The 14046-nt window shown below is 54.0% G+C and carries 12 protein-coding genes; 2 read left to right on the plus strand and 10 right to left on the minus strand.

Annotation, left to right across the window (positions count from 1 at the left end; all coding sequences use genetic code 11):
* Positions 1–58: 58 nt before the first annotated feature.
* Positions 59–403, plus strand: coding sequence for a YejG family protein (locus BJP35_RS19900; protein ID WP_014170936.1), 345 nt, complete (start codon positions 59–61; stop codon positions 401–403).
* Between the two features lie 3 nt (positions 404–406).
* Here the strand turns inward: BJP35_RS19900 and yejF are convergent, their stop codons facing one another.
* The 9 genes from yejF to BJP35_RS19945 all read right to left on the minus strand — a co-directional run bounded on the left by yejF (position 407) and on the right by BJP35_RS19945 (position 11988).
* Complete coding sequence (gene yejF / locus BJP35_RS19905; protein ID WP_047742933.1) at positions 407–1996, minus strand: microcin C ABC transporter ATP-binding protein YejF; 1590 nt, start codon at positions 1994–1996, stop codon at positions 407–409.
* Position 1997: 1 nt separating this feature from the next.
* Positions 1998–3023, minus strand: a complete 1026-nt coding sequence (locus tag BJP35_RS19910; RefSeq protein ID WP_014170934.1) for an ABC transporter permease — start codon at positions 3021–3023, stop codon at positions 1998–2000.
* Positions 3023–4117, minus strand: coding sequence for a microcin C ABC transporter permease YejB (locus BJP35_RS19915; protein WP_014170933.1), 1095 nt, complete (start codon positions 4115–4117; stop codon positions 3023–3025). Before BJP35_RS19915 ends, BJP35_RS19910 begins: the two co-directional genes overlap by 1 nt.
* Before the next feature lie 9 nt (positions 4118–4126).
* Positions 4127–5932: an extracellular solute-binding protein gene (locus tag BJP35_RS19920; protein WP_047742931.1), complete on the minus strand. Its 1806-nt coding sequence runs from the start codon at positions 5930–5932 to the stop codon at positions 4127–4129.
* 77 nt (positions 5933–6009) lie between these two features.
* Positions 6010–7551: a cyclic di-GMP phosphodiesterase gene (locus BJP35_RS19925; RefSeq protein ID WP_020883182.1), complete on the minus strand. Its 1542-nt coding sequence runs from the start codon at positions 7549–7551 to the stop codon at positions 6010–6012.
* A 127-nt stretch (positions 7552–7678) separates the two neighbouring features.
* A complete protein-coding gene (gene mepS, locus BJP35_RS19930; RefSeq protein WP_014170930.1) occupies positions 7679–8248 on the minus strand; it encodes a bifunctional murein DD-endopeptidase/murein LD-carboxypeptidase in 570 nt (189 codons plus the stop codon).
* Positions 8249–8664: 416 nt separating this feature from the next.
* On the minus strand, positions 8665–9378 hold the full coding sequence (locus BJP35_RS19935) for a phosphatase PAP2 family protein (RefSeq protein WP_131797436.1): 714 nt from the start codon (positions 9376–9378) through the stop codon (positions 8665–8667).
* Between the two features lie 33 nt (positions 9379–9411).
* Positions 9412–10398, minus strand: coding sequence for a GTP-binding protein (locus BJP35_RS19940; RefSeq protein WP_047742927.1), 987 nt, complete (start codon positions 10396–10398; stop codon positions 9412–9414).
* Between the two features lie 123 nt (positions 10399–10521).
* Positions 10522–11988, minus strand: a complete 1467-nt coding sequence (locus tag BJP35_RS19945; protein ID WP_020883184.1) for a mannitol dehydrogenase family protein — start codon at positions 11986–11988, stop codon at positions 10522–10524.
* 204 nt (positions 11989–12192) lie between these two features.
* Here BJP35_RS19945 and uxuA point away from each other — a divergent pair, with 204 nt between their 5' ends.
* Positions 12193–13383 (plus strand): mannonate dehydratase, encoded by a 1191-nt coding sequence (uxuA, locus tag BJP35_RS19950; RefSeq protein WP_032678583.1) that lies wholly within the window; start codon positions 12193–12195, stop codon positions 13381–13383.
* Between the two features lie 43 nt (positions 13384–13426).
* Here uxuA and yeiP read toward each other — a convergent pair whose 3' ends face one another.
* Positions 13427–13999: an elongation factor P-like protein YeiP gene (yeiP, locus tag BJP35_RS19955; RefSeq protein WP_008500940.1), complete on the minus strand. Its 573-nt coding sequence runs from the start codon at positions 13997–13999 to the stop codon at positions 13427–13429.
* Between the last annotated feature and the right edge of the window lie 47 nt (positions 14000–14046).

A 14046-nucleotide genomic window follows, 5' to 3' on the forward strand; every position in this document is an offset into this window, starting at 1 on the left:
ATGTGTTACTATAAATGTAAATAAATTGTGAAGTAAATTTTGCTTCCGGGGAACGAACGTGAATACATTACAACTCTCCATAGTCCATCGCTTGCCCCAGAGCTATCGCTGGTCGGCGGGTTTTGCAGGTTCGAAAGTTGAACCGATTCCGCAAAGCGTCGCGGGTTGCGAGAATTGTCTGGTTGCACTTAAGTTGCTGAGCCCGAGCGACGAAAATGCATGGCGAGTCATGGAGCGTCTCAGCGAGGCCCTGACGGATATTGAAGTGGACAGCTCCGTACTAGAGTGTGAAGGTGAACCCTGCCTGTTCGTGAAAAGCCAGGATGAATTTGCCGCGACCTGCCGTCTGAAAAACTTTGGTGTTGCTATCGCTGAGCCTTTCTCGGGCCAGTATCCTTTCTGAGCGCTAGTCTGCGGACAACAGCTGGCGCGTGTAGCTCTGCGTTGGCGCAGCAAATACGCGCTGGCACTCTCCCTGCTCGACCACTTCTCCCTGTCGCAACACAATCACCTGATGGCATAACGCCCGCACAACCTGTAAATCATGGCTGATAAAGATATAGGCCAGCCTGTGCTTTTCCTGCAATCCTTTCAGTAATGCCAGGATTTGAGCCTGAACGGTTCTGTCCAGCGACGACGTCGGTTCATCCAGAATGATCAGCTCCGGTTTGAGGATCAGCGCGCGGGCAATGGCGATACGCTGGCGCTGACCGCCGGAAAATTCAGCCGGGTAGCGGTGCCGGGTATCCGGATCTAAGCCAACTTCTGCCATAACGCGTATCACTTCTTCTTCCCGCTGCCGGGCGGTCAATGCTGGCTGATGAACGCGCAGACCCTCTTCGACAATCTGTAATACGTTCAGCCGTGGGTTAAGCGAGGAGTTTGGATCCTGAAACACAACCTGCATGCGGGGACGAACGGGCAACATCTGGCGACGGTTCCAGTTGTGCAGCGGCATACCGTCAAAGAGGATCTCACCCTGCGAGGCGATTAAGCGCAGCAGTGCCAGGCCGGTGGTGCTTTTTCCCGAACCGGACTCGCCCACCAGCCCCAGCGATTCGCCCGGACGCAGGGAAAAATGGATATTTTTCAATACCGGATTCTGGTCGACGATGCGCCGCAGAATCCCTTTGCGAACAGGAAACGACACGCCCAGCCCCTCAACGCGCAGCAACGGCGCGCTGTCAGCCGGCAGGGGAACCGGGTCACCCGTGGGCTCGCTATCAAGCAGACGCTGCGTATAGGGGTGCTGAGGCGCTTTCAGCAGGGTGACTGCGGTGTTCTGCTCGACACAGCGTCCGTTTTGCATCACGGCGACGCTGTCGGCGAGCTTTCTCACAATGCTGAGGTTATGGGTGATAAACAGCAGGCTCATGTTCAGTTCGTCACGCAGCTCCCGCAGCAGCCGCAGAATTTGCGCCTGCACCGTCACGTCCAGCGCGGTGGTGGGCTCATCGGCAATCAACAGTTCGGGTCGCGTGAGCAGGGCCATCGCAATCATCACCCGCTGACGTTCGCCGCCGGAAAGCTGATGGGGAAAATCGTTCAGCCGTTTTACGGCATTGCGAATGCCGGTTCGTTCAAGACAATCCAGAATCTCCCCCCGCGCCGCCTCTTTGCGCATGCCCCGGTGCAGGGACAGCACTTCATAGAGCTGTTTTTCCAGCGTGTGCAGTGGGTTAAGAGAGACCATCGGCTCCTGGAAAATCATGGCAATGTTATTGCCGCGAATTCCGCGCAGGGTTTTTTCATCGGCATGCAGCAGCGAGCGACCGTGAAACAGAATGTCGCCTTGCGGATAGCTGACGGGCGGAGACGGAAGCAGGCGCAGGATCGACAGTGCCGATACACTCTTGCCGGATCCTGACTCGCCTACCAGCGCCAGCGTTTCGCCGCGCTGGATCTGCAGCGACAACTCCGTGACCACGGTACGCGCCTCACCCTGTTTCGAAAAGGCAATCGACAGGTTATCAATACTGAGAAGGGGCTGCGTCATCTTATACCGCCTTGTTGGGATCAAAAGCATCGCGCACGGCTTCGCCAATAAAAATCAGCAGTGAAAGCAGCACGGCCACGGCAAGAAAGGCGGTGATGCCTAACCACGGTGCCTGCAGGTTGTTCTTGCCCTGCAGCAGTAGCTCGCCGAGCGACGGGGAACCGAGAGGGAGCCCGAAGCCAAGGAAATCAAGCGAGGTGAGGGTAGTGATGGAACTGCACAGAATAAACGGCAGGAAAGTGAGGGTCGCTACCACGGCGTTAGGAAGCATATGGCGGAAAATGATCCCGCGGTCGCTCACCCCCAGCACCTGGGCAGCGCGAATGTAATCGTAATTACGGGTGCGCAGGAATTCCGCCCGCACCACGCCTACCAGCGCCATCCAGCCGAAGATGACGGTAATGCCTAACAGCCACCAGAAGTTTGGCTGTACCACGCTTGAAAGCAGAATGATCAGAAACAGCGTCGGCATGCCTGACCAGACTTCAATAAAACGTTGACCCCACAGGTCGATCTTCCCGCCGTAGTAGCCCTGAACGGCACCTGCTACCACACCCATCACGCTGGAAAAGACGGTCAGCATCAGCCCAAAGAGGATCGAGATCCGCGTGCCGTAGAGGATGCGTGCCAGCACATCGCCACCGTTGGCATCCGTTCCCAGCCAGTTTTGCGCGGAAGGCGGGGAAGGGAAGGGGGTGGTGGTCGCAAAGTTAATGCTGTTTGCGCCAAAACGCACCGGCGCCCAGAGTGCCCAGCCGTGCTGTTCAATTTGCTGGCGAAGCCACGGATCCTGATATTCAGCGGGCGTCGCAAACGGGCCACCAAAATCGCTTTCGCTGTATTGGGTGAGAACGGGCACATACCAGCGGTCGTTAAAGTGCACCAGCAGCGGTTTATCGTTGGCAATCAGTTCCGAACACATGCTTAAGACAAACAGGACGGCAAAGATCCACAGCGACCAGTAGCCGCGGCGGTTGTGGCGAAAACGGGCCCATCGGGCCTGGTTGACGGGGCTTAAACGCGGCATCAGCGGCCCTCAAAATCAATTCGGGGATCAACCAGCGTATAGCTGATATCGCTGATGATATTCAGCAGCAGGCCAATCAGGGTGAAGATATAAAGTGTGCCAAACATGACCGGATAATCGCGCGACACGGTGGCTTCATATCCCAGCAAGCCCAGTCCGTTGAGAGAGAACATCACCTCTATCAGCAGCGAGCCGGTAAAAAACATACTGATGAACGTGGCAGGAAATCCGGCAATCACCAGCAGCATGGCGTTGCGAAAGACATGTTTCCACATGATCTGCTTTTCGCCGACGCCCTTCGCACGGGCAGTCACAACGTACTGTTTACGGATTTCATCGAGAAAGGCGTTTTTGGTCAACATGGTCAGGGCCGCAAAGCCGCCAATGACGGTCGCAAGCACCGGCAGCGTGATGTGCCAGAAATAATCGGTGATCTTCTTGTACCAGGGCAGGGTGCTGAAATCCGCTGACACCAGCCCCCGCAGCGGAAAGATATCGAAATAGCTGCCACCGGCAAAAAAGACAATCAACAGAACGGCAAACAGAAACGCCGGAATGGCATAGCCGATGATGATAAACGTGCTGCTCCAGACATCGAAGCGGCTGCCGTTGTGAACCGCTTTACGGATCCCCAGGGGAATAGAGACGAGATAAATAATCAACGTTCCCCACAGCCCCAGGGTAATCGACACCGGCAGACTTTGCTTAATCAATGTTAAAACCGACGCGCTTCGAAACAGGCTGTCGCCAAAATCAAAGCGGAGGTAGTCCCAGAGCATGTTGAAATACCGCTCGTGAAGCGGTTTGTCGAAGCCATAACGATGGGTGATCTCGGCGATGACTTCCGGATCCAGGCCACGTCCGCCGCGATAATGGCTTTCACTGATATTTCCCAGGCCGGTGCGGGCATGGCTCGCGCCCATTCCTTCGCCACCGCCACCAGGCATGCCGCCGCTGTTGCCAAATTCAATGGCTGCAATAGCCTGGTCGACCGGGCCGCCGGGCGCGATTTGCACAATAAAAAAGTTAATCGTGATGATTGCCCAGAGGGTCGGGATAATCAGCAGGAGACGGCGGATCAGATACGCACCCATGATGATTCCTTATCGCCGCTCAGCGGGAAGTCTGGCGGCTTTGTTAACGTCATACCACCAGGTGTCGAAGCCCAGTGAATAGACAGGGCGTACGGCAGGCTCGGAGAACTTGTCCCAGTGCGCAAGCCGGTCTTCGCCCATATACCACATTGGCAGCATGTAGTAATTCCAGGTTAAGACCCTGTCGAGGGCGCGTCCCAGCGGCAGGAGTTTTTCTTTATCACCCTGCGCCGCCACAATTTTCGCAATCAAGGCATCAATCGCCGGGCTTTTCACCCCCGGCGCATTGTAGGAGGAGTCGATATAGCTGGATGCCCAGGAGATTTGCAGATCTGAGCTGGGCCACGGCTGCGCGGGCCACAGGGTTTGCATCATGTCGTAATCACGGCTGCGTTTGCGGTTGGTGAGCTGCGCGTTGTCGACCTGGCGAATGTTCATGGTAATCCCCAGCCGTTCAAGATTGTGCTTAAACGGCAGCACCCACTGATCGTTGCTTCCGGACGCAAGCAGCAGCTCAAAGATTAACGGTTTGCCCGTTCTGGAATCGACGCGTTTTTTATTCTTCAGTGGCCAGCCTGCGTCATCCAGCAGTTTACTGGCTTTAAGCAGGTTGTCGCGATCGTAGCCGTCACCCTTTGACGCCGGAGGCTGAAATACCGTCGTGAACACCTCCGGTGGCAGTTCTGCTTTCAGCGGTGCCAGCAGGACAAGTTCGTCCGCTTTTGGGTAATCGCGAGCGGCATATTCAGTGTTCTGGAAATAGCTATTTGCCCGGCTGTAAGCGCCGTAAAATAGCGCTTTGTTCATCCATTCAAAATCAAAGGCCAGGGTAATGGCTTCCCGCACCCGGCGGTCAGTAAATACCGGACGCTGAATATTAAACGCCAGCCAGCGCGTATCCTGAGCGGACGCGTTTTTATGCTCGTCTTTAACGATATACCCGTTAGCGAAGTTTTTGCCGATATACCGTGTCGCCCAGTTTTTAGCGCTGCTCTCCACGCGCATATCGAACGCACCGGCTTTGAAGGCTTCAAATGCCACGTTATCGTCAAGGTAATAATCGTAGCGAAGGGTATCGAAATTCCAGCGGCCCCGGTTTACCGGCAGGTTTGCCGCCCAGTAGTCTTTGACCCGGGAATAGACAACATACTGCCCCATGCGCCAGTCAGTTATACGGTATGGGCCACCCGCCAGCGAGGGCGTGGAGAGCGGGTCACTAAGTTTGTGATCTTTCCAGAACGATTCAGGCATCACGGGCAGGGAGAACAGGCTGAGCATGTTCTCTTTATTCGGCTCACTCAGCTCAATACGCACCGTGAGCGGGGCAATGGCTTTGACCGTAACGCCTTTGTAGACAATGCGGAACTGGGGAACGCCCTCAGTCATAAATTTGTGAAATGTGAAGGCAATGTCGCTGGCTTTGACCGGCGTCCCATCGTGAAAACGCGCCCGTGGGTTAATCGAAATTTCCGCCCACGCAAAGTTATCCGCGTAACGCACGTTGTCCGCAATCAGCGGGTAGTAACTGCCGGGTTCATCATCAGACGTAACAAACAGCGTATCGTAGAGCGATTCTGTTCGCGCTGCCGCCACGCCGCGCAGGGCGAAGCGGTTGAAGTTGTCGAACGTCCCCGTGGCGGAGAGAGTCACGTTTCCGCCTTTTGGCGCGGCAGGGTTGACGTAATCAAAGTGCGTAAAATTGACCGCGTACTTTGGCTCACCAATCACGGAGAACGCGATGTTCTCTTTGATGGTTTGCGCCTGGCTGGACAGGCTCGTTAATGCCAACAGCAGCAACATAAAGCGCATAAGCATTTCGCGGCGGCTCCCTTTCGACTGACCGGCTCAGTTAAGCTGAATAATAAGTGACGTCACGGGCAATGTGAAATCATTCAACGTTCAGGCTGCCATTGGCGGAACTGCTCCAGCGGCATCGGGCGGCTAATCCAGTAACCCTGAAGGAAAACAACGCCATGTTCGCGCAGCCAGGCTGCCTGCTCCGGCGTCTCCACCCCTTCGGCGACGGTCGACATATTCAGTCGTCTTGCCAGGGTGAGTACGGCATCAAGCACCGGGGAGGTCACGGTTTCCGTCCCGATCGCGTTGACAAAACCCCGGTCAATTTTGATGTAATCCATGGTGAAACGCTCAAGGTAAATCAGCGCACTGTGGCCGGTACCAAAATCATCAATCGCAATTTCAAAGCCTTCATTGTGCAGCCATTCGAAAAGATTGTTGGCTTCCCGATGGTTAACCATGTCGCGCTCGGTGATTTCCAGCACGATCTGGAAATGATCCGGCGGCATTAAGTCCAGGAAAGTGCGCATATCCTCTTTGAAGCTTTCTGCATGCAGATGCCCCGGCGCAATGTTAATGCCCAGTTTTGCGCCCGGCGGCAGAAGGGTCTGTAATACCGGCGCGTCGCGGATGATGAGGTCAAAGAGATGCAGCGTCAGCGGCACAATCAGCTTCTGCGCTTCGGCGAAGTTGATAAAGGCATCAGGCGGAATTTCCCCCATCGTCGGGTGTTTCCAGCGCATCAGGACTTCGACACCACGCATTTGCAGCGTCTCGGCATCCACAACAGGTTGATACACCACATAAAACTGGCCGCGTTTAATGGCGCTCAGGATCTCTTTGCCTGGGTTAAGACGCGTGGTGAGGATATAGAAATTAAGCGAGCCGGCCGCGATCCCGCAGACCAGTCCAAAGAACACCGCGAACAGGATTTCATCGCTCGTCCACTCTTCGGCGTACAGTTTGATCGTCAGCGGAACCTCTTTTAGGGTCGCGGTACGCGCCGGCGTTTCATGTAAATCCTGTGCCTTAACCAGTGTGGCGGACCTTGTCGACAACGCATTGTCGCCAATGATGATGGCAATGCCCGCGAACTCGTTCTGGCGTGCGGTGTAAAGCATGTACGGAGTCAGGTTGATGTTTACCGAAGTAAACACGCCGCCGTCCTTCACCAGCGGATTTCGATACCAGATGGCAATCGCTGGTCTGTGCGGCATCATCGGTGTACCCGGCAGTAACGCCATATCAATCTGTTTATCGATGTGCAGCTCGGGTATCAGCTCTTCCATCGGGACGTTCATCGGACCGGTGGCTGAAGAGCAGTACGCCAGTTTATCCCTGACCAGCAAAAAGGCGCGCACGTTAAGGCTAAACGCCGCGCGAGAAGTCAGCTCAGCGTTGACGTCGTGGCAGCTGTTCAGCGTGAGCGGCTGAAGGAGATCGATAGAGCTTTTTAACTCATCGAAGTAGCTTTCCATGTAGATGCTCACGTCGTCAATCAGGGTGTCGAATCTGACTTCCCGCTTGTGGTAGCTCCAGAAAAATTGCAATGAACCCAGGAGCAGGGCTGTGATCAGGCCGGTGATAAGGCTGAGGAAAAGTATCTTGCGATTACTGGAGAAGTAGCGGGTGAACATAGACGTCGTGGTTCCTGGATTGCCGCTGAATGTATTCAGTGTAACGGGCAAAAAAAAACACCGCCGAAGCAGTGCTTTTTTTTATCATATCGCCGGCCAAGGGATAACCAACGATACAATGATTATTTTAACTGCGGGTCAGTACGCGGCGCGCTTCGTTATAGCGCTTCTTCCAGTAAGGTTCGTTCATGCTGGAAATGGTCACACCGCTGCTGGTGGAGGCATGTACAAACTGGTCATTGCCAATGTAGATGCCAACATGTCGACCTGTCGAACCCGCACGGAACAGGACTAAATCCCCGGTGCGCAGTTTAGTGCGTGAAATCGACTTGCCCATCTCCTGCTGTTCGTAAGTTGAACGCGGAAGATCTAACCCAAACTGCTCACGGAAAGTACGCTGTACGAAACCGGAACAATCAATGCCTTTTTTGGTGCTGCCGCCAAGACGATAACGCACGCCTTTCCAGTCAGCATACTGGTCCATAATACGGGACTTCACGTCCAGATTACGTACCATATTTTCAAATTCATCCTGAGAGGCTTGCAGTGACGAGGAATCTTCCATTCCCACAACACGCGTCTCAGGATGCATATTCTTTGCGGTGTTCGATGTACTACATGCAGATAACAGTACCGCCACTGCTATCGCCGGGATCCCCCGTAAGATATATCTCAAAATCGGTTGAGATTTGACCATTTTGTTTATTATCCCTTGAAGTCCTTAACGACAAATATCGTTATAAAAAATGCCAAACGTGACGAGACTAATTATCTGTTCACAATGAGACAATTCTTTCTGATCACATTTGTGGCGTAGCGCACAAATTTATTCACCAGCGAAATAATTATCTCTATGGGGCAAAACGAGTTCGAGATTAACCGATTGCCTGGGGTATTGCGAGCAAAAAAAGCCTTTTTTTTATAAGAAATTGTGATACAGAAAGTAAAAATTGATAATTGTTCAAAAAGCGCACGATCAAGGTTAAAAACCGTGCAACACATTCATTTTTATCACGAATATTGTGACGAAATGATGACGGGAGGGGGGGGAAGGGGAGAAAAGTGCATCAAGGATCAAAACGATCCCTGATGCATAGTGTTAATTAAGGTTAATTATTGGTTTCTGATTTGTTGCGTTTTGCCGGGGAGGTAGCGATCGAACACGGCTATTATCGTGTCGCTCAGCGGTGTCATCAGACACCACGGCAGCGCAACCAGCACAGAAGAGAGCGAACCGACTGCAATATCAGTGAACCAGTGAGCGCCAATCATTACCCGTGGGAAGGCAAAAACCACAAAAATAATCAGGGCTATCGCAAAGGCTTTTCGGCCGAAATAGCGGAGCATCACGCCGGAAAAAATAAGCAGCATCATTCCGTGATCGCCCGGGAAACTGGCCTTCGACGCATCTTTCGTTGGAATATGCAGCAGCTCGCTGACGCGATAAATATCGGGGAAGAACAGCGTTGGGCTGGAACGCTTAACCGGAATAATGGCCGTTGCCAGCTGGTTAATTACCACCGCAAGCAGCAACATCATCAAACCAATAATCAGAATACGGCGGCGTCCTGTTTTGTCCTCTTTCAGCCAGAAAGAGAGCATCAGGCCGCCCATCGCCAGCAGCGAGCAGCCGTCAAAGGCGCGGTTATTCGTGATAGCAACCAGCCACAGGAAGGCTTCGCTCTTCACCAGCTCCTGGTTGAAGAAGTGAAAAATGGCAGAATCCAGCGGAAACCAGACACCATGATTCGCCGGGATATACCAGGAGAAAAAGAGCGCCAGACCGGCGACATTAAGCAGTAATATCAGGGGAAGTCGAGTCGTCATAACATTCAGCATAGAGTGAAATCTGGGGCAACGTTAGCCGCCCAAACTTAAACGAAGCTTCAACAGGCTGGACTGCAGGGCATTCCAGTCGGCGTTAACCGCACTAATTAACTCTATTCGGCTATCAGGTGGCGCCACATTTTGCGTTTCGATAAAGAAATCTTCGTCCTGACGGTTGATCCGCACCAGCCCGTCCGGGGTGCGCATGATCCCTTTAACACGATCGACCGGAGCCAGTCTGGCCCATTCGAGTATGCCGATGGTGTCGAATACGGTATCCGCATCGAAAATCCATCCGCAGGCCTGATAGCCCTGGCCGCTGTTAAGGTTACGACGCCAGCGCTGGTGTTCCGGCAGACTCAGGGCAGCCAGACCCTGTTTTTGCGGATGGCTGTGGGCATGTTCCGCGCTTGCCGGGAGCGCCGCCAGGTTCAGGCGAGGCAGGTCAAGCAGGGCGTTATCAATTTTCCCCTGGGTGGTCTGCACCCGCTGACGGTTGCCACCAAAATGCTGCCACCATGTCTCCAGCGCGGACTGGCTTTCCGCCGTTGCGCGATCCTCTTTATTGGCGACGATAATATCTGCCGAGGCGAGCTGGTCGCGAAAGTTCTCGTTGGTCACGGCTTTTTCATCCAGCAGCTGACGGGGGTCCAGCAGGCACAGCGTGGCACGCAGATCGATCCACGGCTCGTAGACCGGCGCGGTCAGTAAATCGAGAATTTGCTTCGGATGACCCAGCCCGGTCGGTTCAATCAGCAGACGGTCTGGTTTGCCCTGACGCAGCAGCGTATTCAGCCCGACCTGCATCGGCAGACCATTTACGCAGCACATGCAGCCACCGGGGATCTCTTTGATCATCGCACCGCTGTCTGCCAGTAATGCGCCATCAATACCCACTTCGCCAAATTCATTGACCAGGACGGCCCATTTTTCTGCCGGATCCTTATTGGCCAGCAGGTGGAGAATTGAGGTGGTTTTACCGCTGCCGAGAAAACCGGTAATGAGGTTGGTTTTGGTCACGTGCGCTCCAGTCGATAATTGTGATGCTATAACAATTATCCATCATCCTGGCGAAAAACGGGCTCAATGAGAAGGGGGAGGGCGAACGGAGGCAATCGCCGTTCGCCTTAAGCGCAATAATCGCTAAATATTTAACGTTTCGATAACAGCCTGACGCGCGCCATGGCGGGCGATGCGCTGATAGGCCTGGCTGATGGCCTCCACGAATAGGCTATTTTGTGCGAGATCGTGACCAAAGATTTCACTCAGCCCCAGCAGGGCATTGACGCGCTCAGCGTCGCTGCTGGCTGCAACAAGGGTGCGGATTTTATCACTCAGCGGATCGCGCACATCAATCGCGTCGCCACGCTCGTCGGTACCGCTGACGTAGCGGATCCAGCCTGCAACGCCCAGGGCCAGCAGCGGCCACGCGGTTTTACGTTCAAGATGGATGCGGATCCCATCCAGCATGCGCTGCGGCAATTTCTGGCTTCCGTCCATCGCAATTTGCCAGGTCCGGTGCTGCAGTGCCGGATTGGCAAAGCGTTCAAGCAGGCTATCGGCATAAGCCGTGAGGTCGACATCCTTAATACGCAGCGTAGGAGCCTGCTCATTCAGCATTAACCGACGTGCGGCTTCGCGAAAAGCGGTGTCTTCCATACATTCGTTGATGTGTGCATACCCGGCGAGGTAGCCCAGATACGCGAGGAAAGAGTGGCTGCCGTTGAGCATGCGCAATTTCATCTGTTCCCACGGCAGAACGTCCTGCACCATTTGTACGCCAGCCACTTCCCATGCCGGGCGTCCGGCAACAAAGTTATCTTCCACTACCCACTGAATAAACGGTTCGCAGCTGATAGCACAAGGATCTTCTACTCCAAGCTCCTGCGTGATTTCTGCCAGCGACGCCTCGGTCGCGGCGGGGACAATTCGGTCGACCATGGTCCCTGGAAAGCTCACATGTGAATCAATCCACTCTGCCAGCGCCGGGTCGCGTTTCTGGGCCATCCCTAATACCGCGTTTTTCACCACATGGCCGTTATCAGGGATGTTGTCGCAGGAGAGGACGGTAAAAGCGGACAAACCGCGTTCACGGCGGCGGTGGAGCGCCTCGACCAGGATCCCTGGCGCGGAGTGCGGTTCAGACGGGTTCTCCAGATCGTGAACGATCCGGGAGTTGTGCAAATCCAGATTACCGGTGGCGGGATCGATGCAATAACCTTTCTCTGTGATGGTGAGCGACACAATGGCGACCTGAGGTTCACAAAATTTCTCAATGATGGCAGGCAGAGAATCCAGTTTTGCGTTCAGACATTCATGGACGGCACCGACGATAATCGGCTGGTTTCCCTCCGCCCCTTTTTCCAGCACGGTGAAGAGATGATCCTGTGCGCGCAACTGGCTCATCAGCACGTCGCCGCTGAAGAGGCTAATCTCACAAATACCCCAGTCGCCGCCTTTCTCATTCAGCACCCGGTTTGTTAACAAGGCCTGATGCGCGCGGTGAAATGCGCCGAAGCCAAAATGGACGATGCGAGAGCGTAACTGCTTACGATCGTAGCGAGGGAGCTGGACATGGGCAGGAAGCGAGGTGGAGGCAATTGTCTTCATGAAATACACACCTGATTAACCATTAATTAACAACGCCAGTGTAAAGTTATATGACAGCAAATAAAATTGGTGAGCCGTAAATATCCCCGAAGTGTGAGTTTGATCAATCAATGTGTGGCGGTGTGTTGACCCTTTACGGCAAACATGTATGGTAGTCGTCATCGTAGTCATCCATATTGGTATAACAACTTTAGAGGTGAGGCAATGGAACAGACCTGGCGTTGGTACGGGCCGAACGATCCGGTTTCTCTTGATGATGTGCGTCAGGCTGGCGCAACGGGTGTCGTGACGGCGCTGCATCACATTCCTAATGGTCAGGTATGGCCGATTGAAGAAATCAAAAAGCGTCAGGCGCTGCTGGCGGAAAAAGGTCTGACCTGGTCTGTGGTGGAAAGCATCCCGGTTCACGAAGATATCAAAACCCATTCAGGTGATTATCAGACCTGGATTGCCAACTACCAGCAGAGCATTCGTCACCTGGCGGCCTGCGGTATTGATACTGTTTGCTATAACTTCATGCCCATTCTTGACTGGACGCGCACCGATCTTGAGTACACGTTGCCGGACGGCTCAAAAGCGCTGCGTTTCGATCAGATTGCCTTTGCCGCATTTGAGCTGCACATCCTGAAACGTCCTGGTGCAGAAGCCGATTACACGGCTGAAGAGCAGCAGCAGGCGCTCGCGTGGTTTAACGCAGCCAGTGACGCCGAGATTGAAAAGCTGACCCGCAATATTATTGCTGGCCTGCCGGGCGCTGAAGAGGGCTATACGCTGGATCAGTTCCGCGCGCGTCTGGCGGAATACGGGAATATCGATAAAAACCAGCTGCGTGAAAACATGGCGTTTTTCCTGCGCGCTATCGTACCGGTAGCGGAAGAAGCGGGCGTACGTCTGGCTGTGCACCCGGACGATCCACCGCGTCCTATTCTCGGTTTACCGCGAATCGTGTCCACGATTGAAGATATGCAGTGGCTGAAAGAGACCGTGGACAGTATCTACAACGGATTCACCATGTGTACCGGCTCTTACGGCGTGCGTGCGGATAACGATCTGGTGCAGATGATTGAAACCTTCGGCGATCGTATTCACTTCACGCATCTGCGTGCGACCTGTCGTGAGGATAATCCAAAAACCTTCCATGAAGCAGCGCACCTGGGCGGCGATGTGAATATGGTGGCGGTAGTGGATGCGATTCTGGCGGAAGAGGTACGTCGTAAGCACGCGGGTGACGTTCGTCCTATCCCGTTCCGTCCCGATCATGGTCACCAGATGCTGGACGATCTGCGTAAGAAAACGAACCCAGGTTATTCGGCGATTGGTCGTCTGAAAGGCATGGCGGAGGTGCGGGGCGTTGAGCTGGCGCTGAAGATGACGAAATACCCGGAACTGCTGTAACGTCTGTTGCCCGGTGGCGTAGTGCCACCGGGCGAATAGCGCATTAGTCTGCGCGACCCATATAGCGTTTTTCTTCGATATGGATGCGGATTTTCTCGCCCGCGGAGAGGTATTCTGGCACCTGCACCACCAGACCGGTCGTCAGGGTTGCTGGTTTGTTGCGGGCACTTGCGGATGCACCTTTGATGCCCGGAGCCGTTTCCACGATTTCCAGATCCACGGTCTGCGGCAGCTCCAGCGCCAGCAGCACGCCATCCCAGGTCAGAACCTGCATGTCAGGCATCCCGCCTTCAGGAATGAAGAGGAGTTCTTCTTCAATCTGATCTTTGGTGAAGATATACGGGGTGTAATCTTCTTTATCCATGAACACGTATTCGTTGCCATCAATGTAGGAAAAATCAACATAGCGGCGGGTCAGGGTCACGGTATCAACGATATCGTCACCTTTAAAACGTTCTTCCACTTTCAGACCGGTACGCACATCGGCGAAACGCATTTTGTACAGCGTTGCTGCACCACGGGCGCTCGGGGCCTGAATATCGATATCTTTCACAATCAGCAGCTTGCCGTTGTAATTCAGTACCATACCTTTCTTAATTTCGTTCGCTCTTGGCATTGCAGTAATCCTGTTTACGGGTGGTAAAAAATATCGCGCCAAATTAC

The organism is Enterobacter sp. J49 (assembly GCF_002148625.1).
Taxonomy (GTDB): domain Bacteria; phylum Pseudomonadota; class Gammaproteobacteria; order Enterobacterales; family Enterobacteriaceae; genus Enterobacter; species Enterobacter ludwigii.